Origin of the sequence: Staphylococcus sp. FSL H8-0121 (assembly GCF_038008425.1) — a bacterium.
Taxonomy (GTDB): Bacteria; Bacillota; Bacilli; order Staphylococcales; family Staphylococcaceae; genus Staphylococcus; species Staphylococcus pasteuri.
The window spans coordinates 46,828-71,429 of sequence record NZ_JBBOZB010000001.1 but is presented as its reverse complement, the minus strand read 5'-3'; the positions used below and the strand labels follow the sequence as shown (position 1 = coordinate 71,429).

Sequence of the window (24,602 nt, the reverse complement as noted above, 5' to 3'; positions counted from 1 at the left end):
GTTTTATCTATCTTTATCACAATTAATTGATGAAGTATCAAACTTTTTATTTTTTATAATCTCTTAGTTTTAAACTTCTTAAATATAACCAAATTCCAAAAGTAAATGTGATTCCAGCTAAAGGTAAATGATTATGACTTAAACCAGTATCTGGTAATTCACTATTTAAGTTAGAACCAGGTGCTGAAATCTGTTTTTCTATATAGTTTTTACAATTAGTCATTGTTCTAACCGTATCTATTTTGATATGAGATTTAAGTGGCGATATTTTAATTCCTTTTAATTTTTCTATCGTTTCAATAACAATTTGGCTAACTTCATCATTTGTTTTTGCTTGTTTGATTCTTATATCTGCTTCTTCTAATATTGACGCGATTTTTCTCATAGCATTATTTACAGCATTGGAATCAACATTTTTTAAAAGTTTAATTTGATTTTTAACTTCATCAGCTACTTGATTGATATCTTTATTTGCTTGAGGTTTAACTTCTATATTAGGTTTAATTGATTCAATGATCTTAGCTGCATCTATATAAACTTGATCCACTTCACTGTTTGACAATGCATTATTAATAAGTTCTTTAGCCTTTTCTAATTCTTTTAGCACTTTAGTAATAGCCAATTCTTTCTCTTCTTTTGTCGCTTCATTTATTTGGTTAATTAATTGTTCTTGATTATTCGCAACTTGTGAAAGAAGTTCATTTGCTTCTGGTTTTTTAACCACTTTAACTTGAACATCATTAATAGCTTGAACCCCTTGTTCTTTTGTTTTATTTACTTGTTGTGTCGTTATATCTTGGTTAATTTGACTTAATGCTTGTTCTAAAATTTTCTCGATTTCTGAAATTGCTGCTTCAATTTCATTGGTAGTGGCGTTTAACGTCTCTTTTATATTTTTAATCTTATTTTGACTAGTTTCATTTAATAATTGTCTTGCATTAGTTTTAACTGCAGTAGATGGCAATATTTGTTGGATCTTATTGATAGCTTCATCTTTTGCTACTTCTACTTGATTATTATTTCTTAGATTGTTGATGTCATTGATTGCCTGATTTGCCAAACGATTAACTTCATCATTAGCTTCATCTTTTTCTTCTTGCGTTGCATCTTGAACTTTTCTAATAACTTCATCTTGATTATTGATGGCTTGGTTAATTTGAGTTCTTGCTTCTTCTTTAACTACAATTTTAGGCAAAATAATAGAAATTGCAGATTCTCCATTATTTTGTGCCAGATTAACTTGACTATTCATTGTCGCAGTATTGATTTGGTTAATAATATTTTCAACAGTAGCTTTAAGTTTTTCTAAAGCATTATTTTTTTCTTCATTTGTAGCATCTTCACTATGATTAATTAATTCCGTTTGCTTTTCAGCAAATTCTTGTATTTTAATTCTTGCATCTTGTTTTACAGTTGGTTGAAAAACAGACTGCTCAATACTTACTAATCCATTATCTTTAGTATTTGCTACTTCTTGATTTGTAGTGTCTTTTGTAATTTGTTGATTCAAATCATTTAATAACGTATTCATTTTAGTCATAAATTGATTTTTTTCTTCTTGTGTAGCTTCTTGATTTTCAAGTACTGGTTTCTCTTTATCTTGAATGGCTTTAGATATAGTTTGTCTTGCATTAGTCTTAATAGCAGTAGATGGCGATATTTGTTGTATACTTTGTATGCCATTATTATATGCCGTTTCCACCTCTTGATTTGTACGAGCTTGATCTATATTTTTAATTGATTGTTCTTTGGCTTGATTCACCAATTCTTGTGCCTCATTTTTCTCTTCAACCGTGGATTCATCACTATTTTGAATGAGCTGAGTTTGTTTATTAGATTGATTTTCTATATTATTTCTTGCATTAGTTTTCACTGTTGTCTCAGGTAATGTATTATGAATCATTTCAATTGATTGCTGAGTAGCATCTGTTACTTGTTGATTTGTTTGCGCCTGATTAATAGCATTATTTGCTTGATTGAATATTTGATTTAATTTTTGTAATGCTGTATTAATTTCTTCAACAGTTGCATCAGGTGTTGCATTAATCACTTGTTGTTGTGCATTTTTTGCAGACTCTAACGAATGTCTCGCATCTGGTTTCACCACTACATCAACTTGAACAGCATCTATGTTTTGAATAGCTTGTTCTTTGGCTTGATCTACATCGTTGTTAGTTTGTGCTTGATTTATAGCTTCTAGAGCCTGTTTCTTTTGCTCGTCTAGTAATTGAATTGCAGCTGCTTTCTCGTCAGTCGTTGCATCGGGTGTTTGATTAATTTGAGATAATTTATCATTATAATGTTGATTAATTTCATTACGAGCATCAGGTTTTTTAACGATTTGTTCTTGTATATTGTTAATCGCTGCCGTTCCATTTTGTTGTGCTTCATCTACTTGAGCGTTAGTGTCTGCTTGATCAATATGATTAAGTGCATCTGCTAGTTGTGTATCTACTTCATTAATTGCGGCTTCTTTTTCTTCAGTAGTTGCATTAATATTTTGATTTATGTCTTGTTTTTTATCAGTAGCTAATTGGTTTAATATCGCTATTGCTTCTTGCTTTTTAGTAACATGTGGTTGAATATTTCCTAAATCATTAATTGCTGCATCTCTTAAAGCTTCAACCATAGGTGTAGTACTTGATGTATTAATATCATTTATTACTCTATTTAATAGTGTGTTTACTTGTGCAATAGCTTCATCTCTTTCTTCCTTAGTAGCACCTGGTGTGGCGTTAATATTATTAATTACTTCTGTTGCTTTTTCATTAACTGCCGTTCTAGCATCTGATTTTACCTTTGTGGCTGGTTGAATACTTTGAATATTTTGTATAGACGTATCTTTTGCATTTTCAACTTCTTGATTAGTATCCGCGTTTTCTATATTTTGAATACCTTGATTAAGTTCTGTATCAAGTATTTGTTGTGCTACTTGTTGTTCTTCTATAGTTGCATCGTTATTATTTGCAATTATATTAAGTTGTTCTTGTGCTTTTAAATTCAATAAATTTTTAGCATTTGTTTTTACTTGTGTTTCTGGTTGAATGCTTTGAATTGTATTTATAGAATTATTTTTAGCTTGGTCAACTTCATCATTTGTATTTGCATTCGTAATATTTGTATTAGCTTCTGTTAAAGCTTGGTCAACTGCTTGAATTGCAGCTTGTCTTTCTTCTAACGTTGCATCTGTATTGGCGTTAATTTCATCCTTCTTTTGTTGTGCTACATTAGCAACTGCATCACGAGCATTTTGTTTAACTATGGTAACTGGATTAATGATATTAATTGCATTTACACCATTATCTTTAGCTTGATCTACGTCGCTATTTGATACACTATTATCAATTTCACCTATAGCTTGATTAGTTGTTTGATTAAGTTCATTAAGTGCAGCCTCTTTTTCTTCTTGAGTAGCTTCATTATTTTGATTAATTTCTTGACGTTTCGCTGTTGCTGCTTGGTTAATTTCAGCTTTTGCGTTGGCTTTATAAATATCAGCTGGTCTATCTGTATTAATCTTATTAATTGCATTATTTTTAGCTGCTTCTACCTGTGCGTTGTTTTGAGCATTATCAATATTAGCTAAAGCAGTAGTTACATCATTATCTAATTCTTCTAGTGCCGCTTCTTTTTCTTCAGTCGTAGCAACTGTATCTTGATTAATCAATGCTCTTTGTTCAGTAGCTTTATCGTTTACAGCCTGTCTTGCACTAGGTTTTGCTATAGGTGTTCCTGTATCTCCATTTAATATATTTAAACCTGCATTTTTTTCATTTGTCACACCATCATCAGTTGTTTGATCATCAATATTATTGATAGCATTATCTCTATCTTGTTCAATTTTATTAATTGCCGCTTCTTTTTCTTCATCTGTTAGTTCATTATCCTGATTAACAGTATCTGTCATATCATCGGCTTTGTTATTAACTGCACGAGCCGCTTCTACTCTACTAATTAAAGTATGTTGCAATTGATAAGTTAATTGATCAATGTCTGCTTGAGAGACTCTCTGATTAATTGGAACATTATTTCTAGATTCATCTAAGATGGTTTGAGCTCTTGCTTTTAACGTATTATATTCATCTACAGAAGCAATGGTATAATTCGAAGCTATGACTTTAGTATCTACAGCTCGTTGTAATTCATCTTTATTCATAACAATATCTATATTATAAGGTTCTAAATTGACATCACTCGGTGTTGGAGGCGTATCGAAATATTCTTCAGCAAAAGTTTTATATACTAAATTGTCTTGGAAAGTAACTTGTCTTGGTGTTGGAACATTATTAACACGTAATTTATAGTTAATGTTCAAATTTTTATTAGGCATTAATGATGCGTTATTTGAATTCGTTTCATCGCCATTACTTTTTATAGTGATTGTACGAGTTGTTGGGTCATATGTAGTAATCATCGGATTTAACATATTTCCTGAACCATTACCAAATGGCAATTCTGTAGTAAGTGATTGGTCGACATATTCTATACCTTCTGGTAAATGAATAGTATAAACAAATTCGTTTGTATTCATTGAGGCTGCAAAATCACCATCGTTTTTCAATGAAGTTGAAACATTGAATTCTCTATTATTTACTGCCTTTGTTTCTATATTTCTATTTTCAACATATATATGCGAACCAGAAAATAGACCTACATTATCTATAAAATCATAATATTTATAGCCATCTTTGAGTTGATAAACACCCGCAATATCTGTGATAGCATCGTTATTAGGTATAAATTGGATTTTTAAATGCGTAACATTATCAGGTACTTTAAATAATCTTGATTGAGCTCTTGTTGATACTGTTTTTTCTCCAATTATATTATCGTCATCAGCATTTCTAATAACAATATTTACAGCACCTTGCCTATTTTTAGTTAACATTGTAGAAAAATCAAAGACTAATTCAGAATTTGGATTGACTGTTAAAGTCTTCTCAATTCCATTAAAATCCCCATGATCATTAGGATCAGCACCATTGGCTCTACCTAAAACAATGACATTGTTTTGAGCTTGGTAATTTTTTTCGTCACTTGAATTAAACATACCGGACCTAACCAAAGTATGACTTATAACACCAACTTTACCTCCGTTTATAAGATTAAACCCGGGTAATTGTTCAACAATAGTAACTGTAGGGTTATTTCTACTTTTACTTGGAGTGACCCCAATATCATCAAATGTTAGAACCTCGTTGATTGCGTTAGGACCAGTATTATTTATTTTTGGATCAATCACAGTGGTTGAATTAACTGTACCACCTGCATTATTATCAACAGCCGCACGTCGACTTCTTTTCTTAGGTCTATCTGCTTTAGGTCTTGATTCTGTTACTAATTTAGGTTGATTTTGTTGAGTTTCTCCATTCACTAAATTTTCAGGTAATACAATATTATTACTTATGCTATCGAGTTGAAGTTTTGTTGAATTGTTTGTGCTAGGGTCGAAATTATTTGTTGAAGATTCAGTCGATTGTTCTTTACTTAAATCAGGATTTGTTTCAGAGATAGATTCATTTCCTAGTAAGTCATTTGCATTACGTTGATTATCATTAACTTGATTGTCTATCGTACCATCTGATGTATTAGCGACATTAGTATTTGTCACATTATTTTGATTAACAGTTGTTAATTCATTAGTATTTGTTTCACCTGTTAATGCAGTATTTGGCGTATCACTATTGGTATTTAATTTATTCTCTTCTGCTAATGCTTGATGAGTTTGACTTAAAAAAAGTGTAGTACCAATAATAGTTGAAAAAATGCCTATGTTAAACTTTCTAATACTGAATTTCTGTTTCCTAAATAAATTCATTAATTGTTCCTCCTAGTTGTATCGTCTTTGTTGTTTATAATTAATGAGCGTTTATGATGCATATGTATTAAATGAATCAATTTGCTATTTTAACCAATATAATGAATTGATATTCACTTTGATTTTATCATCAATTTTATTCAAATTCTAGTATACATAAATTAAATATTATAGTACACGTTTTAATTTATTTTTAACATATTTGTCATGTAAATTTTTCAACGTTATCAAATTAGATTTCATAAAAAAAGAGTTAGATTTGAATACCTTAATATAAAAGGCATTCAAAATCTAACTCTTAAAAATCACTTTCCAATATTAAATGTTTTTAATTTCTAATCCTTCTGTTCCCCATTCATTCATGCCACCTTCTACATTAACAGCATGAATATCATTATCTTCTAAATATTCAACAACTCTAGCACTGCGTGCGCCAGCAGCACAAATTATATAATAAGTTTGATTTGAATCGAATTCTTTTAAGTTATCAGGAATTTCATTCATAGGAATAGTCTTTGCACCAGGAATAATCCCCATTGCAGTTTCATTATCATTACGTACATCTACAATATTAATTGGATTTGAATCCAATATTTTTTCTTTCAACTCATCAATTGTAATTGATTCCATTATTAAAACTCCTTTTAAAATATTCTATTTAGCAACAATGTTGACTAATTTTTGTGGTACAGCAATTATTTTTTTAATTTCTTTACCTTCAATACTCATTTTAACATTATCATTTGCTAATGCTAAATCTTGCATTTCTTCTTTAGATAAGTCTTTAGGAATTTCAATTTTTGCTCTTAATTTTCCATTAACTTGGACCACGATTTCTACTTCATCATCGACTAGTAGCGATTCATTATAAGTTGGCCAAGGTTGATAAGTAATAGTATCAGTATGACCTAATCTTGACCATAGCTCTTCTCCGATATGAGGGGCTATTGGTGCTAACATAGTTACAAATCCTTCAATATAAGGTTTGTAAATTTCTTCTGCTTTGTAACAATCATTGATAAATACCATTAATTGACTAATAGCAGTGTTGAAACCTAGGCTATCAAAATCTTCTGTTACTTTTTTAACAGTTTGGTTATATGATTTATCTAAAGATTTATTATTAGTGTCAACAATTTTGTCAGATAAAGTGCCGTCTTCTTTAACAATTAAACGCCATACTCTATCTAGAAAGCGACGTGAACCATCTAGTCCCTTATCACTCCATGCTATAGCTGCATCTAATGGTCCCATAAACATTTCATATAAACGTAATGTATCAGCACCATGAGAATTCACTATATCATCAGGGTTAATAACATTTCCTTTAGATTTACTCATTTTTTCATTACCTTCACCTAAAATCATTCCTTGGTTATATAATTTTTGGAATGGTTCTTTTGTAGGGACAACACCTAAATCGTAAAGTACTTTATGCCAGAATCTTGCATATAATAAATGCAATACTGCATGTTCTACGCCACCAATATATAAATCTACTGGTAACCAGTGTTTTAATTTTTCAGGATCAGCAATCATTTTATCGTTTTTAGGATCAATATATCTTAAATAATACCAACAACTACCTGCCCACTGAGGCATAGTATTCGTTTCACGACGACCTTTCATTCCAGTCTGTTCATCAACAACATTTACAAACTCATCTATATTAGCTAATGGAGATTCACCAGTACCTGATGGTTTGATTTCGTCAGTTTCTGGAAGTAATAATGGCAGTTCTTCTTCAGGTACTGTAGACATAGAACCGTCTTCCCAATGGATAATTGGTATTGGTTCACCCCAATAACGTTGTCTACTAAATAACCAATCACGTAATTTATAATTAACTTTCTTTTCTCCTGCATGATGATTTTCTAATAATTCAATAGCCTTAGAAATTGCTTCTTCATTATATAATCCATTAAGTTCACCGGAGTTAACATGTGGACCATTGCCAGTGTATGCTTCAGTTTGAACATCTCCACCTTCAATCACTTCAATGATAGGTAATTCGAATTTCTCAGCAAATTCATGATCACGTTCGTCATGACCTGGTACTGCCATAACTGCACCTGTGCCATACGTAGATAATACATAATCTGCAATCCAAATTGGAAGTTGGTCACCAGAAATAGGATTAATCGCATAAGCGCCTGTAAACACACCTGTTTTTCCTTTAGCTAAATCTGTACGTTCTAAATCAGATTTTTTTGAAGCTTCTTTTTGATAAGCTTTGATTTCTTCTTCTTTATCATCACTAGTAATTTTATTAACTAGCTCATGTTCTGGACTTAATACTAAAAATGAAGTTCCGTAAATTGTATCTGGTCTAGTTGTAAAAACTTCAATTTTTTCATTAATACCTTTAACATCAAATGAAACTTTAGCGCCTTCTGAACGTCCAATCCAGTTACGTTGCATATCTTTAATTGATTCAGGCCAATCTAAATCCTCTAAATCTTCTAATAAACGATCCGCATATTCTGTAATTTTTAGTACCCATTGTTTCATAGGCTTTCTATAAACTGGATGACCTCCTCGTTCAGATACACCATCCACAACTTCTTCATTTGATAAAACAGTACCTAAAGCTGGGCACCAGTTTACAGCTACTTCATCAACGTAAGCTAAACCTTTGTTATACAATTGTATAAATATCCATTGTGTCCATTTATAATATTCTGGGTCAGTTGTATTAACTTCTCTATCCCAATCATAACTAAAGCCTAATTCTTGTATTTGACGTTTAAATGTTTGAATGTTTTGTTGAGTGAATTCACGAGGATCATTACCTGTGTCTAATGCATATTGTTCAGCAGGTAATCCGAATGCATCCCATCCCATCGGATGAAGCACATTATATCCTTGCATTCGTTTATAGCGTGAAATAATATCAGTTGCAGTATAACCTTCAGGATGACCTACATGTAGACCTGCACCTGATGGATAAGGAAACATATCTAATGCATAAAATTTCTTTTGACCTAAATTATCCTGTGTTTTAAACGTTTTATTCTCTTCCCAATATTGTTGCCATTTCTTCTCAATTTCGTTGTGATTGTAATTCAATACGTTTCCTCCTATTCAATAAAAAGACACCTCTCACTAATGATAAAGGGACGACCTAAGCCGCGTTACCACCCTTTTTCGCATTTTCAGCGCACTTCATTCAATAGTAAGAGATGTCATAATTAAATTCGTTATATTTTATAATGTTATTTTAGTCCTTAACACTAGTTCTCACCACACTAGTTCTCTGTAGAAAAGCGTCTAATAACATGTTATTACAAATTAATAGTATGTGATTATGCGTTCGATTGCAAGAGGTTACTATTAATTTTTAATTAATGTAGATATATTAATAATCCAGATATTTTTTGGCTGCTTTACTTTTAGTAAATAAACTTAAAATAATAATTGAAATACCAAGTAATAAAATGATTGTTAAAAACATTATTCTCATATTAAACATATCTACTAACACCCCACCAAATAATGGTCCAAGTGCTTTACCAACTGTAGAAGCTGAATTGACTATACCTTGATATTGTCCCACTTTGCCTTCTGGAGCTAATTGATTAGCTATCGTTGGAACAGCCGGCCATACAAACATTTCACCAAACGTTAAAATAACCATACCTATAACAAATATAGAAAATTGATGCGCAAAACTAGTAACTAAAAATGAACACATAAAAATAATAATACCAACAAACATTTGTTTTTTTAAATTACCTTTTAAAAGAACGATTACTGGTCTAATTAATGGTTGTGCAACTAAAATCATAATACCGTTTATTGTCCATAACACACTATATTGCGACATAGAAATATGGATAGATTGTGTGAATGACGCTATAGTTGTTTCCCATTGAATATAACCAATCCAACAAATAGCAAAGACAATACAAACTAAAATTAATGAAACAAATCGGCTAACGTTCTCTTGACTTTTCAAATCAATATTATCTTGTCGCTTAAGTTTAGCATTTATTTCTAAATTAAATTGTGTGATTGCAACTAATGCAAATAGAAGATACATAATTAAATTTGCCATAAAAATATAATTAAAACTAAATTCAGCAACAAATCCACCTAACGCTGCACCTAATGCTACGCCGATATTTTGAGCTAAATATATTGCGTTAAAGGTTTGTCTACCACCATTAGGCCAAACAGCTCCGGCCATGGCATAAATAGCGGGTATAATCATTCCGCCACCGAACCCAAGCAACACAAGCCATACAGCGTACCAAGGCCAACCATGGAATAAATTTAATAACGTCGTACTAAATAAACATGTAAATGTACCAATAAGTATTGTTTTATAACCACCAAGTTTATCAAATAATACACCGCCAAGTAGGTTGCCTACAACCATACCTAAAGAATTAATTAATAAAACTACACCAGCAATTGTTAAACTTTTATTAAGTTCTTCTTTCATGTAAATCGTATTTAATGGCCACAAAAAGCTGGCGCCCGTAATATTTAGAGCCATCCCAATTACAAGCCACCATACTGATTTTGGTATATTCATTTATTGAGTCCCCTATTTATATTTTTCTCAATCTATAATAGACACTATAACATTAAAGTATGTTAAAATCTTTACTTAGATACAAAATAGAAAGGAAAATGTCTTATGGGTAATTACTTCCCGTATGCTTTTGAAGATAAAAGATATCATACTTGGAACTATCATTTGAAAAATAAATTTGGTCGCAAAATTTTCAAAGTAGCTTTAGACGGTGGATTTGACTGTCCCAATAGAGATGGCACTGTAGCGCATGGTGGTTGCACATTCTGTTCTGCTGCAGGTAGTGGTGACTTTGCAGGAAATCGTGCTGACCCAATTGAAGTTCAATTCCAACAAATTAAAGAACGTATGCATGAAAAATGGAGCGAAGGTCAATATATCGCCTATTTCCAAGCATTTACAAATACACATGCACCTGTAGAAGTATTAAAAGAAAAATATGAGCCAGTATTAAAAGAAGAAGGTGTTGTTGGTTTATCAATTGCAACACGTCCAGATTGTTTACCAGATGATGTTGTAGAATATTTAGCTGAATTAAACGAGAGAACTTATTTATGGGTAGAGCTTGGATTACAAACTGTTCATCAATCCACTTCTGATTTAATAAACCGTGCACATGATATGCAAACGTATTATGAAGGTGTAGCTAAGCTACGTAAACACAATATCAATGTTTGTACGCATATCATTAATGGTTTACCAGGGGAAGATTATGAAATGATGATGGAAACTGTTCGAGAAGTTGCACAAATGGATGTTCAAGGTATCAAAATTCATTTACTCCACCTATTAAAAGGTACACCAATGGTGAAACAATATGAAAAAGGTATGTTAGAGTTTATGTCACAAGATGATTATACTAATCTCGTATGTGATCAACTTGAAATTTTACCTCCAGAAATGATTATTCATCGAATTACCGGTGATGGCCCTATTGATTTAATGGTAGGTCCAATGTGGAGTGTTAATAAATGGGAAGTTTTAAATGAAATTGATAATGAACTAGCACGTCGTGATTCTTATCAAGGTAAAAAATTTGTGCAAAAGGTGAATTCATGAAATTAGAACGTATATTACCTTTTTCTAAAAGTTTAATTCAAAGCCATATCACTGAATCAAGTGTTGTTATAGATGCTACTTGTGGCAACGGTAATGATACCTTATTCCTTGCACAAAATGTACCTAACGGCTTTGTTTATGGTTTTGATATTCAACAATTAGCAATCACAAATACAGAGCAGAAAGTAGCTACATTTTCTAATGTAAAATTAATTAAAGATAGTCATAACAATGTAAAACAATATATTAAGGCTGAACATATTGGTAAAATTGATGCAGCTATATTTAATCTTGGCTATTTACCTAAAGGTGACAAATCGATAGTCACTACACCTAATACAACTATTAGTGCTATTAATAATATATTTGATATTTTAAGTGACGAAGGTATTATTATTTTAGTGATATATCATGGACATGATGAAGGTAAGATTGAACGTGATGCCTTAATGGATTATTTAGTACAAATAGATCAAAATCAAGCACACGTTTTACAATATCAGTTCATTAATCAAAGAAACAATGCGCCTTTTATATGTGCATTAGAAAAACGTGCTAACGTTTAATATAGTAAAAGGGTCCGAAGTTACTTCGGACCCTTTTTTACTATTCAGATGTTAAACTGATAAAATTGAATTTAAACTTGTCTGCATATGTTCTGATTTGCCTGTAATCGTCTTAGCAATAAAATCTAGCAATCCATCTTTTTGTTTAGCAAGTTTCTCGTTGAAATGAATAATTACTGTACGTTCATCATCTTGTGGACGTTCTTTATAAATCCATTCTGAATTCACTAAATTGTTATAAGTTCTTGTTCGTTTATAAGGCTTAATTTCAACAAACTCATCCATTTCTTTTAACGTCATTGAACCTTTTTCCCATAGGTTTAATAAAATTAAAATTTCTTCTTTTGACATGTCATATTCTCGTTGAATTGTTTCAAAAATAGAGCTAACATCTGATAATAGTTTGTCTAATTGCAAAATACCGTAAACTCTTTCATTTTCCCTTTGATTCATAGTAAACTCTCCCAAATTACAAGTATAAATTAATATTTCCTAAAGTAACCGATCCCCGAAATGACGCTATCGGTTAATCAAAAAATATGCTTTATAGCTTGTACAAATTTAACTGAATGCTTAATAAATGAAATGATTAACTGAGACATATGCATATGTTATAAATAAAAATATAATTTTGTAAAAATTAGAAACACTTTAATACACATAGCCTCTTTACATATTAAAATTATATTTTTTATCCAAACAAAATATATCAATACTACAATAAAATTGCAACTACAAATTAAAAAACATTTTACGTATTTTTGCCTATCAACCTTATAAAAAAGTGAATTAATATCCTACTATTTAAGTAGGTGTTTATATATCTTCTATCTCTTCTTCCTCAACGATGAAGCCCATTGTGTTAACACTATTATTTAAAAATGTAAGTACATAACGCATGACTTGATCACGTTCTGGTTCATTATGTATTTCATGATACAGACCATTCCATACTTTATAATATAATTCATTAGTAGCAAGCTTATCTTTTAGTTCTTTTGTGGCAGAAATATCAGAAATAATATCTTCTGTACCAAACATAATTAATGTCGGTAGTGATTTAATATCTTTAATGTGTTCCATTGTTTCTTTCATTGTTTCACTGACTAAGTTATACCAATGATATGTCACTTTTTTTAACATTAAAGCATCATTTTCAGTTTCTTCAATGACCTCATCATTACGTGTTAAATCTTGTGCTGTGATACCAATTTTAAAACGAGTATCTTTAGATGCTTTACCAACATTAGAAAGCAATTTATTCTTTCTACCTTTGCCTGATTGATTAAATTCTAATAGTGGTGAAATTAACATTAGTCCTTCAATAGGTAATTCAACACGTTCAAGTAAATTTAATAAGATTAACCCACCTAAACCAACTCCAAGTACAAATGTTGGAATTTTATATTCATTGGCTATCTTAATCCACTCTAGAACATTTTCATGATATTCATTAAAATCTTCAATTTGACCTTTATTTGCTCGAGATGTCTGTCCTTGTCCAGGTAAATCACCCATAATAACATGATAACCATTTCTTCTTAACATCGTAATGACATAAGCATATCGACCTGTATGTTCTAATATATTATGAGCAATGACAACAACGCCTTTCGCGTCATTTTCAGTTTCCCACTTCCACATTCTATAATTGCCCCTTTATCAAAAGTCTTTAGTATCATAATTATAGCAAAACATAACAATTGAATGCCATTTTAAATAATCAACTTATTTATTTGGTATCAAACCATTTACTTTTGATGTAATTTTGTAATAAATTTTATTAATTTCTTTATGTAAACGCTTTCTTGAATAAATGTTTCATGATACACTATTTTTAAACAAAGATTGTTATTGGGTTATGGAGGTATGTACGATGGGAGTTTTTAAAAATATATTTATAGCTTTGTCTAATAACAAATATTTAAATGACGCAGCTAAGCAAGTCGGTCCTAGAATGGGTGCTAATAAAGTTGTTGCTGGGAACACAATTCCACAATTGATAGAAACAATTGAATATTTAAATGAAAATAAAATTTCAGTTACTGTGGACAATTTAGGGGAATTTGTTACGACTGAGAAAGAAAGCCAAAAAGCTAAAGAAGAAATCCTTGAAATAATGGAAGCTATAAATCAATATAATGTTGACGCGCATATGTCTGTTAAATTAAGTTTGCTAGGAAGTAATTTCGATTTAGATCTTGCATACCAAAATTTAAGAGAAATTTTACTAAAAGCTAACGAATATGACAATATGCATATTAATATTGATACTGAAAAATATGATAGTCTTCAACAAATTGTAGAAGTATTAGATAAATTAAAAGGTGAATTTAAAAATGTAGGAACAGTTATTCAAGGTTATTTATACGATGCCGAAAAACTGATAGATAAATACCCTAATTTACGATTAAGATTAGTTAAAGGCGCATATAAAGAAGATGAAACAATTGCGTACCAAACTAAAGAAGACATCGATGCTAACTATATTAAAATTATCGAAAAACGTCTTTTAAACGCAAGAAATTTTACGTCAGTTGCTACTCATGATCATGAAATCATTAGCCATGTAAAACAATTTATGAAAGAAAATCATATTGAAAAAGATCAAATGGAATTCCAAATGTTATACGGTTTCCGTTCTGACCTAGCCCAATCAATTGCAAATGAAGGGTATCATTTCACTGTTTATGTTCCTTATGGTGATGATTGGTTTGCTTACTTTATGAGAAGATTAGCTGAAAGACCTCAAAACTTATCATTAGCTGTAAAAGAATTCGCAACGCCAGAAACGCTTAAAAAAGCAGGATTATTTTCAGCAATTGTACTAGGATCTGCATCTATTTTAGGTTTAATTTCAAAATATATTCGTAAATAAGAAAACAAAACTCGGTTGAAAACAACCGAGTTTTTATAATTAAAATTGTTTTATTAAATTAGCCATTTCAATTGCGCTTACTGCCGCTTCTGCACCTTTATTACCTGCTTTAGTTCCTGCACGTTCAACAGCTTGTTCAATACTTTCAGTTGTTAATATACCAAATATGACTGGTACATCTGTTGCTTCATTTGCTTTAGAAACACCTTTTGCTACTTCATTACAAACATAGTCATAGTGTGATGTTGCACCTCTAATTACACATCCTAATGTAACAACCGCGTCATAATCACCTTTTTGAGCTAGTTTTCTTGCCACCATAGGGATTTCAAATGCACCTGGTACATAGGCAACATCAATATTACTTTCATCAACATCATGTCTAATAAATGTATCTTTTGCACCATCTAATAATCTACCAGTGATAAAATCATTAAATCTACTAACTACGATAGCTACTTTTAAATCTTTACCTATTAATTTACCTTCAAAATTCATTTTAATATCCTCCTAAATTAAATGTCCCATTTTTTCTTTTTTAGTTGTCATATAATCATGATTATATTTAGTTTCTGGTACTATAAGTTCTATACGTTTCTGAATATTAATTCCATATTCTGTTAAGCCTTCAAATTTCTTAGGATTATTACTTAACAAATTTACTTTTTCAACGTTAAAGTATTTAAGAATTTGTGCAGCAATATTATAATCTCGTAAATCATCATCAAATCCTAAAGCTAAGTTAGCAGTTACGGTATCATAGCCTTTTTCTATTAATTCATATGCTCGTAATTTGTTCATTAGGCCTATACCTCGACCTTCTTGAGGTAAATAAATAATCATTCCACCATGTTGTTCAATATATTCCATTGAAGCTTCAAGCTGTGCTCCACAGTCACATCTTTGACTATGGAAAATATCTCCAGTAAGACATGCTGAATGGATACGAACATTTTCATGAGAACGGACTTCTCCTTTAGTTACTACAACGATTTCTTCATCACTAAAGTCAGTCGTAAAACCATACATATCAAAAGTACCAAAGTCTGTCGGCATTTTAACTTTTGCATTTAAATTCACATGTGATTCATTAATACGTCGATACTCTATTAAACTTTCTATAGTTATCATTACCAAACCATGTTTTTCTTTAAAAGCTTGAAGATCTTTGCCTTTTGCCATTGTTCCATCTTCATTCATAATTTCACAAATAACACCAGCAGGTTTAGCACCTGTCATTTTTGCTAGATCTACTGCCGCTTCTGTATGGCCATTTCTTTCAAGTACTCCATTGTCTTTAGCAATTAATGGGAACAAATGGCCAGGTCGGTTAAAGTCTTCAGCTTTAGATTCATCATTAATTAAAGCTCTCGCAGTTAATGTTCTTTCATGAGCACTAATACCTGTTGTTGTATCAATATGATCAACACTTACAGTAAAATTAGTCCCGAATACATCTGAATTGTTTGTTTCCATTGGATTTAAAGATAACTTATCACTGATACTTGAACCAATTGGTGAACAAATTAAACCTCTTGCTTCTTTAGCCATAAAATTAATAGTTTCATCTTTCATCCATTCAGTAATTGCAATAAGGTCTCCTTCATTTTCCCTATCTTCGTCATCGACTACAATTATACTGTCTCCTTTTTTTAAAGCATCTAATGCATGTTCAATTTTGTCGAATTCCATATATTATTTCCTCCCCCTAAAAACCAAATGCTTTTAGTTTTTCTTCAGTCAAATTAGATTTATTTTGCTTAAATATATTTTCTACATATTTAAAGAGCACATCTGATTCTAGATGAACTTTATCTCCTACCTTTTTATTCGATAAAATAGTAGATCGTCTTGTTTCAGGAATCAAATGAATATCAAAAGCATCTGAATGGAGATCAAAAATAGTTAAACTTGTTCCATCGACAGTTATAGATCCTTGCTTAACCATTTGATTAAGTAATGACTTGGATGCTTGAATTTTAATAATCATAGAATTAGCAGATTCATTAATTTTTATTATTGTGCCTAAGTCATCAACATGACCTAAAACAAAATGGCCACCAAAACGTCCATTTCCACTCATAGCACGTTCTAAGTTTACTTCGGTATGACGCTGTACGTCAGCAAGATAGGTTTTATTTTCTGTACCTTTAATCACTTGTACAGAAAACGATTGTTCATCAAAATCTATAACAGTCAAACATGCACCGTTTACACTAATTGAATCGCCAACATGCATATCTTCTAATATTTTATCTGCAGCAATAACTAAAGTTCTAACTGATTGCTGAGTACGAACTTGTTGAACAGTACCAACTTCTTCAATGATGCCTGTAAACACCTGCAATCACTTCTTTCGCAAGATTAATTTAATATTTTGATTAATTAATGTGGAATTAACAATTTCAAATTGTGTAGTGTCTGGTAGTGCTATCGTTTTATCAGTTTTGAAAAATTGATATTTACCAGAACCACCTATTATTTTCGGGGCAAAATAAAGTACTAGGTGATCTAGATGATCAGATTGGAGAAATTCTGAAGTAATTTCGGGACCTGCTTCGACTAACAATTTCCCGATACCTTTTTGATATAAGTCTTTCAAAATTGACTCAATATCACATTGATTCATATATATTATAGTTATATTATTTTTTTCTGTTGTTAACGTTTTATTCTCTGTGTAAATCCAGATTGGAGATGAGTCATCATTGAAAAGTTGTTGTTGAAAATCCAACTTACCACTTTTACTCAAAATGACACGAACAGGATGTTTACCATCTTCAATACGAGTAGTATATAAAGGATCGTCTGCTTCTATCGTTTTTCTTCCTGTTAATACTGCATCGTGGTTATGACGTAATTGATAGACATCCTTTTTAACATCTTTGTTAGTAATCCATTTACTTTCACCATTATCTGTAGCCTGTTTCCCATCTAAGCTTGCTGAGACTTTAACTGTTAATTCTGGTATCTCATTACGTTTAGCAGTAAAGAAATCTTGATATAATTGTGCGGCTACAGCGTTATATTGAAATTCAACTTCAATACCTGCATTTTGTAATATGTCATCACCTTGTGATATTAATGTTGTATCTTTAACAGCATAAATCACTTTTTGAATTCCTGCTTCTATAATTTTATTTACACAAGGAGGAGTAGAGCCATGATGTGTACATGGTTCTAATGATACATATATTGTTGCACCTTTTGCTTCTGATTTCGCCATGTCTAAGGCTTGAACTTCAGCGTGTTTATCGCCTTTACGCAAATGTGCACCAATACCTACAATTCTGCCATTTTTGACTACTACAGAACCTACAGGTGGATTTACACCAGTTTGACCATCAACCATTTGTGCAAGTTGGATGGCATAATTCATAAAATTACTCAATATCTCACCTCTAAAATTAAAAAACCTTATACCATTGAAAATTGTTGTTTCAAGGCATAAGGCAATTTATATATCTTTATAAAAGCATATTTATACTTAACATAAACATACTTCATTAAACACATACTTATACAAATATATGTTAGTGTCGATAATCGCCATTCTTTCTCCCATCCAGACTTTAACTGTCGGCTCTAGATTCTCACTAGATCAGCCACTAACAAATGTTAGCAGGTCGCAGGCTTTATCACTGCCGGTTGGGAATTACACCCTGCCCCGAAAGAATTGAATATGAAATTGTTAAAGGTTAATTGAGTATCGTAATCTCAATGACTACAATTCAAATTCTACTACACCTATTTCAAAAAAACAATTACTATACATTGTACTTAATTAAAGAGATAGATTTAATTTTAATTATCAAATTTTATTTTTAACTATAATCAAATACCAGATAAGTATTTAATTTTATTAGATATTTAAGGATTAATGATTCTCTTTATCAAGGTTATCCAAATCTTGTTGTGTTTCATATAATCTATCAACAGCGTTGGCTACTTGATTCACAATCATTTTGACACCGTTTCTAAGTTTATTAACCCCATTAGTCATTTGACCTATAGCAATAACATTCGTTAGTGTACCAAATCTAGGGCTAATCACTTGGTTTGTCTCTGGTATGATTTGAATACCGCCCATTGGATGTGCCTGAACAATTTGTCTATTTTCAAGATTTAGTATTAATTGATCATCTTCATCCAGTTCATTTAAATGAGTTTTAGAACCAGTAGCGTTAATAACCACATCAAAATCTTCAATATCTTTTTCCTCTTCATATTGTAAATGGAATAATCCATCGTCGTGATAAATGTTTTTTAAATTTTTACGAATAATTAATGCTTCGTTTTCTAATAAATCTATAAGTAAACGGGCAGTTCTAGGAGGCATAGGATTGGAATTAAGTTGAATTATTTTTGTATAACGACGATTAAATTCTTGTTGATCTTCAATACTTAAACTATTCCAAATCCAATTTAAATTCTCTTTTAACAGTTCAACGATACTTTGAAATATGCCAATTTCCTTTTCATGTTCCAAATCAAATTGTAAATCTTTAATGTGGTCTCCAGTTCTTCTATTAACTAGTTTTTCAAAATTAATGCCATAATCTTTGCATTCTTTTAAAAATAAATCAACTGCTGTATCTAAAGGCACATTGCCATAATTTTGAGCTTGTATATCATTGAATCGTTGTTTAGTTAAATGAGTAAATTCTATATCAACCATTTTACCTCTTACACTAGGTAAATTTGCTGAACGACTTGTCATTAGTATAGGCAATTTAGGATGGTGAGCAGAAACATATCTGATGACATCTAAACTTGCCAGTCCAGTTCCTATAATTGCAATACTATCATTTTCACTAACATCATCGAGAGAATGATATGTAGGATAAGGTGTCGGTTTAAACCCATCTATCCCTTTTAGTCGATATGGATCATGATATGCAAAAGTGCCAAAAGTTAAGAATAAATAATCATATTCTCTCCATTCTTTCATATCATCTGACGTACAAACATAATATTTTAGATTCGTTTCATCAACTTTAGAACTTGTAAAAATTTCATGAACTTTATTGTTAATGATTGTAATATTTTCATATTGATTATTAAATTGAGACAAGTATGATTTCATATAATGTCCAAATACAAATCTCGGTAGATATGTAGGATTATCGAATACAAATTCATTTTGATCTTGATACCATTTCCAAAATTCTTCTTCATCGTCTAAATTCAAGCTCATCTTTTTAGAAGGTAAATTGATTAATAATTCACTACTATCATTTTGGAATGGAACTCCTTGTCCCATATTTATACGGTCATCATAGACATCTACTTTTAATTTTTCAAAATGTTCATGTTTTACAAGTTGTCGTAAAACACTAACACCTGCAGTGCCCATACCAATTATAGCTACACGCATTATGACATCATCCTTTTTTCATTTCTATATCTCTAATTTGATTACAACAACATATATATTTCATAGATTTTATAACTGTTGTTATTGATTTCACATTATTTCTTATATATCCTAATCAGGCAAAGTTTAATCTTTTATCATCTGTGATAAAATTTCTTTATGAGGTGATTGATATGAAATTAGTTGCAAAAATCATAGTTCTGACAGTTATTATATTTGCTTGGGTAACAAGAAACAACAAAGCCAAATAATCAGCACATAAAAAACACCTGCGCCAATTAAATGCCGCAGGTTAAATTACATATCCTTTTTTATTTAAAATTCAAACTTGATTTTATTCTTATTAGAAAATTAAACATTCAAATAGATCATTATTTATTATCTTTTAAATGACTTTTATCATCTTTATACACATAAAGTTTAAAGTATTTACCTTCTGTTTTCATGTCTTTATAAAAATCAGCAATGATACTGGCATTACTTTCAGCCCATTTAATATCTGTAGCATATTGATGTTCACCTGGATTTTTAGGATTCCATCTCATGCTATATAATGTGTCTTGATCTTCGTGTTTTAAGAAATGATTATGAATGAAATCTGCACCACCGTAAATTGCTTTTTGCGGTGTATCCCAACCATGTTTCTTCGCATATTCTGCACCTGTTTTTACAGGGTCACTATCTAATGCGCCAACACCATAGAAGTTATAGTATTTCTTACCATCAATTTCTACACCTTTAGACAATTCACTTTTAGCAGAACCTGTTTCTAATAAAGCATGTGAAATTAAGTAAACTTCATTTACATGTTTTTCTTTAGCTGCTTTTGTAAAATCATCAGTGTGTTTTAATAAAGTTGGTCTATCAATTAACATTCTTTTAATTCTTTTTTCATCAATACCTTGATATTTAGATAAATCTAAAAATTGATACTTTTGTTTGTCATTGTCAATAAATTGACTACTATCCATAGCTGTTTTAATTTCAGTTGATGATGCATCTCTCCACGCATCATTATTTTTATTAGATACTTGTTGACTCGTATAGTTGTCTATTTGTTTCTTCGCAGCTTTATCTAATGTTACATCTAATTTCTCAACTTTTTGTTGTTCTTTAACATGTTTAAAGAATATTTGGTCAGAAACCATTGAGAAAAAGATAATAGCACCTACTGCAAATATGATAAGCAATCCTAAAATTGCAACTATAGATCCCTTTTTGTGCTTCGTCATATTCACACCTCTTAGGTCAATGTTGTTATACTTTTCATTTGTATTACGATAATAAAGTTTAACATTATTAATTATGAATCACAATTTAATATATACTTTGTTACAAATTCATAAATAAAAAGTAATAAAATTGAAACTTTTGAGTATAAAAAAAGAGAAATAGACATGATTTTGTATCCATTAAATAGATTGATTAACACTTCAATCAACTGTATTGAATGTGTTAACTGTTTTCATTTAGCAATGTCTATTCAATTAAATTGTCTAAATCTCATCACATTTTTATTTATTATGATTTTTATAATCCATCATTATGAAACTTGCAGCTTGTGATCTATTCTTATAAAAATATTGATTTAAGTCTATTGTTCCTTCAATACTTCCTTCTCTATACTTCATTTCATTAGTGAAATTGTTAATCATCACAAAGTCTGAACGATCTTTAATTCTATCTAAATCATCATTACGGGCGAAAAAATGTTCTAAATTTAAGTGTGCGTAATCCATTTGTACCTCCTATTAAATTTTGCTCTATATTAATAATACGACATGTTTTTGGTTATTTTTGAATACATATTTATTTACTATGACTTCTATTTAACACCTATTTTAATAATTTAGCAAATGAAAATTTTCCCAATCTATTTTAAATTCAATGTATCCGGAAATATACACTTTTATGTACATAAAACTGGAGTAAATCTTGGAATTTAATATTATTTATCAAAAGTATAACAAAATCATACATTATTTGTTAACTAGGTATCAAATCACTTATAATTATGACGAGTTTTATCAATTACTATTAATTCAAATGTGGCACTTATCGAATAACTATAATCCCTCAAAATCCAACAAATTTTCCTCTTATCTATTCATCAGATTAAACTACTATCTTATTGATATATTCAGAAAAGAAAGTAACAAAATTAAAACTAGTGATATTGATGATTATATTTCTAGTGAAATAGAACCATCTCAACACATCAAGAATGAATCACTACTAATACAAGATATTCATTATTTATTAAACTCAAAAGAAAAAGAATGGCTATTACTAAAATTATCTGGATATAAACAATATGAAATTGCAGAAAGAATGCATCTATCTTTGACTACTATTAAAAAAATTAAGAAGTCAGTGCAATCTAAAATCTCAAAACATTTACATTATACTCTTAAAAAGGAATGAAACAATGAATCATTTAACTACAACTAACTTACTATATATACAAACAGAAATAAGCGATAAGCTATCCACTAAATGGCAATATAAGCAATATGACATTTCTCTCCCTATTTCAATCAACAATACGTTAGACTATATGCTAGAATTACATCAAAAAACGTTACCTCTTCAAAAGAAAATCGCCAAACGCTTACTTCATATAAACAAAAAAATTCCTATTTATGTATGTGATCAACTCATTTTATTTCCTCTAAAACATCGTCGTTCTCCCATTCAATATTACATAAACGCTTATCATATTACTGGTATACAAACCAAAAATAATGGCACATTAATTATGTTTTCAAATGCTACTCATCTTTTAGTAGATGAACCTTATCATGCTATATTAAAAAAATGGCAAGAAAGTTTACTTCTTTGCCATTTAATTACACAGTCGTATTCTTCTTATTGAATTTATATTCTAATAATTTTTTAGTAAAAAATGCAGTTACTTTCTTAATTAAGAATATCGCTATTAACATTAATATAATAGCGCCTATAATGATGAGTACAACAGTCAAAGTTGATAAGTTAACCTGGGGATGAATGAAATAATTTACCGCTGTTAAACTTGTTATAAGGCCAAATAAAAAGCCACCTAATAAAATGACATATGTAAATACAATTCCAATCAATAATATAAATAAACTAGCTGAACTAATATGTTTTTGGCTATACACATGATCTTTTAAAAACTGATTTGAAAACCTTATTGGTTTATTCAGCGTGTCACTATCATTATGATTAACTTTACTAATTTCATCATTTAATTGAGCTTTCTCTTTGTTATTTAAGAACCATAACTGCTTTTGTACTCTAGCACTAAACGAATTTTTATCCATAGCTAGAATTGCACCTCATATCTATTAGATTATCTTTACATCATAGATGAAATTTCTAATTCAATCAATTCAAATATTCAAATTACATTAATAAAAAGCCAACCTTGTGTACACTATAGACAATCAATTCTAATAGTGCCACTAGCTTGGCTTTTAAATTTAATCCGATAAAGATACTAATTAAAGCAATTATAAAATTGATAATCCTGAACTTTGGATATCTTTAGCAAAACCTTTAACAGTATCAATTGATAGTTCTTCAACGTCTCTACCTAAATTATTGTTAACTTTTTTAACTACATCGGCTGGACAAGTAATGATGTCAGCACCAATTTCGTCTGCTTGAATAACATTAAATAATTCGCGGCAACTTGCCCATAATAATTTAACACCTTTTTTACTATGAGTTATCTCTACTGATTCTTTCATTAATGGTAATGGATCTACACCAGTATCTGCAATACGTCCTGCAAATACTGACACATATGTTGGTACTCCTTCTGTGACAGCTTCAGTAATTTCTTTAACTTGTTCAATTGTATAAACTGCAGTGACATTTAAACGTACTTGTTTTGCAGATAATTCTTTGATTAATGGAATTGTTGAAGTACCGTTAGTAGTAACAATAGGAATCTTAACAAAAACATTGTCACCATATTGTTTAAGAATTTCCGCTTCTTTAGCCATTGTCTCTAAGTCATCTGCGAACACTTCAAATGAAATAGAAGCGTCAGGAATTTCTCGAACAGCCTCTTCCGCAAATGCTTTATAATCTGTTACTCCTGCTTTGGCCATTAAACTAGGATTCGTTGTAAATCCATCAACCTGTTTATTTTTATAAGCAGCTTTCATTTCTTCGATATCTGCTCCATCCGCAAATACTTCTACATTTAGTTTTCTCACTATGTATTCCTCCTTCAATTTCAATACTAAATTTGGATTTCCAATGTATTGAATATCAAATTCATATATGATTTATCTTTGGTTTTTATTTTCGTTAACAAATCATTTATAAATAATTTATATCATGCTTTTGAAATGTAAGCGAATTATTTGCCT

General features: G+C 30.4%; 20 protein-coding genes and 1 riboswitch. Of the genes, 5 read left to right on the top strand and 15 right to left on the bottom strand.

The features are described from left to right. Positions 1-46: 46 nt before the first annotated feature. The 4 genes from LFT63_RS00505 to LFT63_RS00490 form a co-directional block, all read right to left on the bottom strand. Positions 47-5,818, bottom strand: coding sequence for a SasC/FmtB family protein (locus LFT63_RS00505; protein ID WP_340767746.1), 5,772 nt, complete (start codon positions 5,816-5,818; stop codon positions 47-49). A gap of 318 nt (positions 5,819-6,136) precedes the next feature. Continuing rightward, positions 6,137-6,448, bottom strand: coding sequence for a rhodanese-like domain-containing protein (locus tag LFT63_RS00500; RefSeq protein WP_017638279.1), 312 nt, complete (start codon positions 6,446-6,448; stop codon positions 6,137-6,139). 24 nt (positions 6,449-6,472) lie between these two features. Continuing rightward, positions 6,473-8,887, bottom strand: coding sequence for a leucine--tRNA ligase (gene leuS / locus LFT63_RS00495; RefSeq protein ID WP_029055637.1), 2,415 nt, complete (start codon positions 8,885-8,887; stop codon positions 6,473-6,475). Between the two features lie 289 nt (positions 8,888-9,176). Then, the gene (locus LFT63_RS00490; RefSeq protein ID WP_340767745.1) at positions 9,177-10,358 is read right to left on the bottom strand and encodes an MDR family MFS transporter; all 1,182 of its coding nucleotides are present in this window, start codon (positions 10,356-10,358) and stop codon (positions 9,177-9,179) included. Between the two features lie 105 nt (positions 10,359-10,463). Here LFT63_RS00490 and LFT63_RS00485 point away from each other — a divergent pair, with 105 nt between their 5' ends. Then, positions 10,464-11,417, top strand: a complete 954-nt coding sequence (locus tag LFT63_RS00485) for a TIGR01212 family radical SAM protein (protein WP_340767744.1) — start codon at positions 10,464-10,466, stop codon at positions 11,415-11,417. Further along, positions 11,414-11,983 (top strand): tRNA (mnm(5)s(2)U34)-methyltransferase, encoded by a 570-nt coding sequence (locus tag LFT63_RS00480; RefSeq protein WP_017638283.1) that lies wholly within the window; start codon positions 11,414-11,416, stop codon positions 11,981-11,983. Before LFT63_RS00485 ends, LFT63_RS00480 begins: the two co-directional genes overlap by 4 nt. A gap of 51 nt (positions 11,984-12,034) precedes the next feature. On the opposite strand, the gene LFT63_RS00475 is transcribed toward LFT63_RS00480, so the two are convergent. Next, on the bottom strand, positions 12,035-12,436 hold the full coding sequence (locus tag LFT63_RS00475) for a transcriptional regulator, SarA/Rot family (RefSeq protein WP_017638284.1): 402 nt from the start codon (positions 12,434-12,436) through the stop codon (positions 12,035-12,037). 363 nt (positions 12,437-12,799) lie between these two features. Then, positions 12,800-13,627: an alpha/beta fold hydrolase gene (locus LFT63_RS00470; RefSeq protein WP_017638285.1), complete on the bottom strand. Its 828-nt coding sequence runs from the start codon at positions 13,625-13,627 to the stop codon at positions 12,800-12,802. 232 nt (positions 13,628-13,859) lie between these two features. Between LFT63_RS00470 and LFT63_RS00465 the strand changes: the two genes are divergently transcribed. Then, positions 13,860-14,861 carry a proline dehydrogenase family protein gene (locus LFT63_RS00465; RefSeq protein ID WP_218047226.1) on the top strand — a complete coding sequence of 334 codons (1,002 nt, stop codon included), beginning with the start codon at positions 13,860-13,862 and terminating at the stop codon, positions 14,859-14,861. A gap of 39 nt (positions 14,862-14,900) precedes the next feature. Here the strand turns inward: LFT63_RS00465 and ribH are convergent, their stop codons facing one another. The 7 genes from ribH to LFT63_RS00430 all read right to left on the bottom strand — a co-directional run bounded on the left by ribH (position 14,901) and on the right by LFT63_RS00430 (position 21,977). Then, entirely contained in the window at positions 14,901-15,359 is a 459-nt protein-coding gene (gene ribH, locus LFT63_RS00460) for a 6,7-dimethyl-8-ribityllumazine synthase (RefSeq protein ID WP_029055634.1), read from the bottom strand. 12 nt (positions 15,360-15,371) lie between these two features. Continuing rightward, entirely contained in the window at positions 15,372-16,553 is a 1,182-nt protein-coding gene (ribB, locus tag LFT63_RS00455; protein WP_340767743.1) for a 3,4-dihydroxy-2-butanone-4-phosphate synthase, read from the bottom strand. Positions 16,554-16,569: 16 nt separating this feature from the next. Continuing rightward, a complete protein-coding gene (gene ribE, locus LFT63_RS00450; RefSeq protein WP_029055632.1) occupies positions 16,570-17,202 on the bottom strand; it encodes a riboflavin synthase in 633 nt (210 codons plus the stop codon). A 6-nt stretch (positions 17,203-17,208) separates the two neighbouring features. Then, positions 17,209-18,252: a bifunctional diaminohydroxyphosphoribosylaminopyrimidine deaminase/5-amino-6-(5-phosphoribosylamino)uracil reductase RibD gene (ribD, locus tag LFT63_RS00445; RefSeq protein ID WP_017638290.1), complete on the bottom strand. Its 1,044-nt coding sequence runs from the start codon at positions 18,250-18,252 to the stop codon at positions 17,209-17,211. A 158-nt stretch (positions 18,253-18,410) separates the two neighbouring features. Then, positions 18,411-18,540, bottom strand: a riboswitch (FMN riboswitch). Between the two features lie 198 nt (positions 18,541-18,738). Further along, on the bottom strand, positions 18,739-20,238 hold the full coding sequence (locus LFT63_RS00440; protein WP_029055631.1) for an FAD/NAD(P)-binding protein: 1,500 nt from the start codon (positions 20,236-20,238) through the stop codon (positions 18,739-18,741). 371 nt (positions 20,239-20,609) lie between these two features. Then, positions 20,610-21,470: an N-acetylglucosaminidase gene (locus LFT63_RS00435; RefSeq protein ID WP_017638292.1), complete on the bottom strand. Its 861-nt coding sequence runs from the start codon at positions 21,468-21,470 to the stop codon at positions 20,610-20,612. Between the two features lie 282 nt (positions 21,471-21,752). Continuing rightward, positions 21,753-21,977, bottom strand: coding sequence for a hypothetical protein (locus LFT63_RS00430; protein WP_029055630.1), 225 nt, complete (start codon positions 21,975-21,977; stop codon positions 21,753-21,755). A gap of 196 nt (positions 21,978-22,173) precedes the next feature. Here LFT63_RS00430 and LFT63_RS00425 point away from each other — a divergent pair, with 196 nt between their 5' ends. Both LFT63_RS00425 and LFT63_RS00420 read left to right on the top strand, forming a co-directional pair. Continuing rightward, positions 22,174-22,662 carry a sigma-70 family RNA polymerase sigma factor gene (locus LFT63_RS00425; protein WP_029055629.1) on the top strand — a complete coding sequence of 163 codons (489 nt, stop codon included), beginning with the start codon at positions 22,174-22,176 and terminating at the stop codon, positions 22,660-22,662. 4 nt (positions 22,663-22,666) lie between these two features. Beyond that, positions 22,667-23,113 (top strand): competence protein ComK, encoded by a 447-nt coding sequence (locus LFT63_RS00420; RefSeq protein WP_017638163.1) that lies wholly within the window; start codon positions 22,667-22,669, stop codon positions 23,111-23,113. Here the strand turns inward: LFT63_RS00420 and LFT63_RS00415 are convergent. Then, complete coding sequence (locus tag LFT63_RS00415) at positions 23,088-23,543, bottom strand: hypothetical protein (RefSeq protein ID WP_340767742.1); 456 nt, start codon at positions 23,541-23,543, stop codon at positions 23,088-23,090. The two genes, LFT63_RS00420 and LFT63_RS00415, sit on opposite strands and share 26 nt — an antisense overlap. 189 nt (positions 23,544-23,732) lie before the next feature. Next, positions 23,733-24,446 carry a transaldolase gene (locus LFT63_RS00410; RefSeq protein ID WP_017638161.1) on the bottom strand — a complete coding sequence of 238 codons (714 nt, stop codon included), beginning with the start codon at positions 24,444-24,446 and terminating at the stop codon, positions 23,733-23,735. Positions 24,447-24,602: the final 156 nt, after the last annotated feature.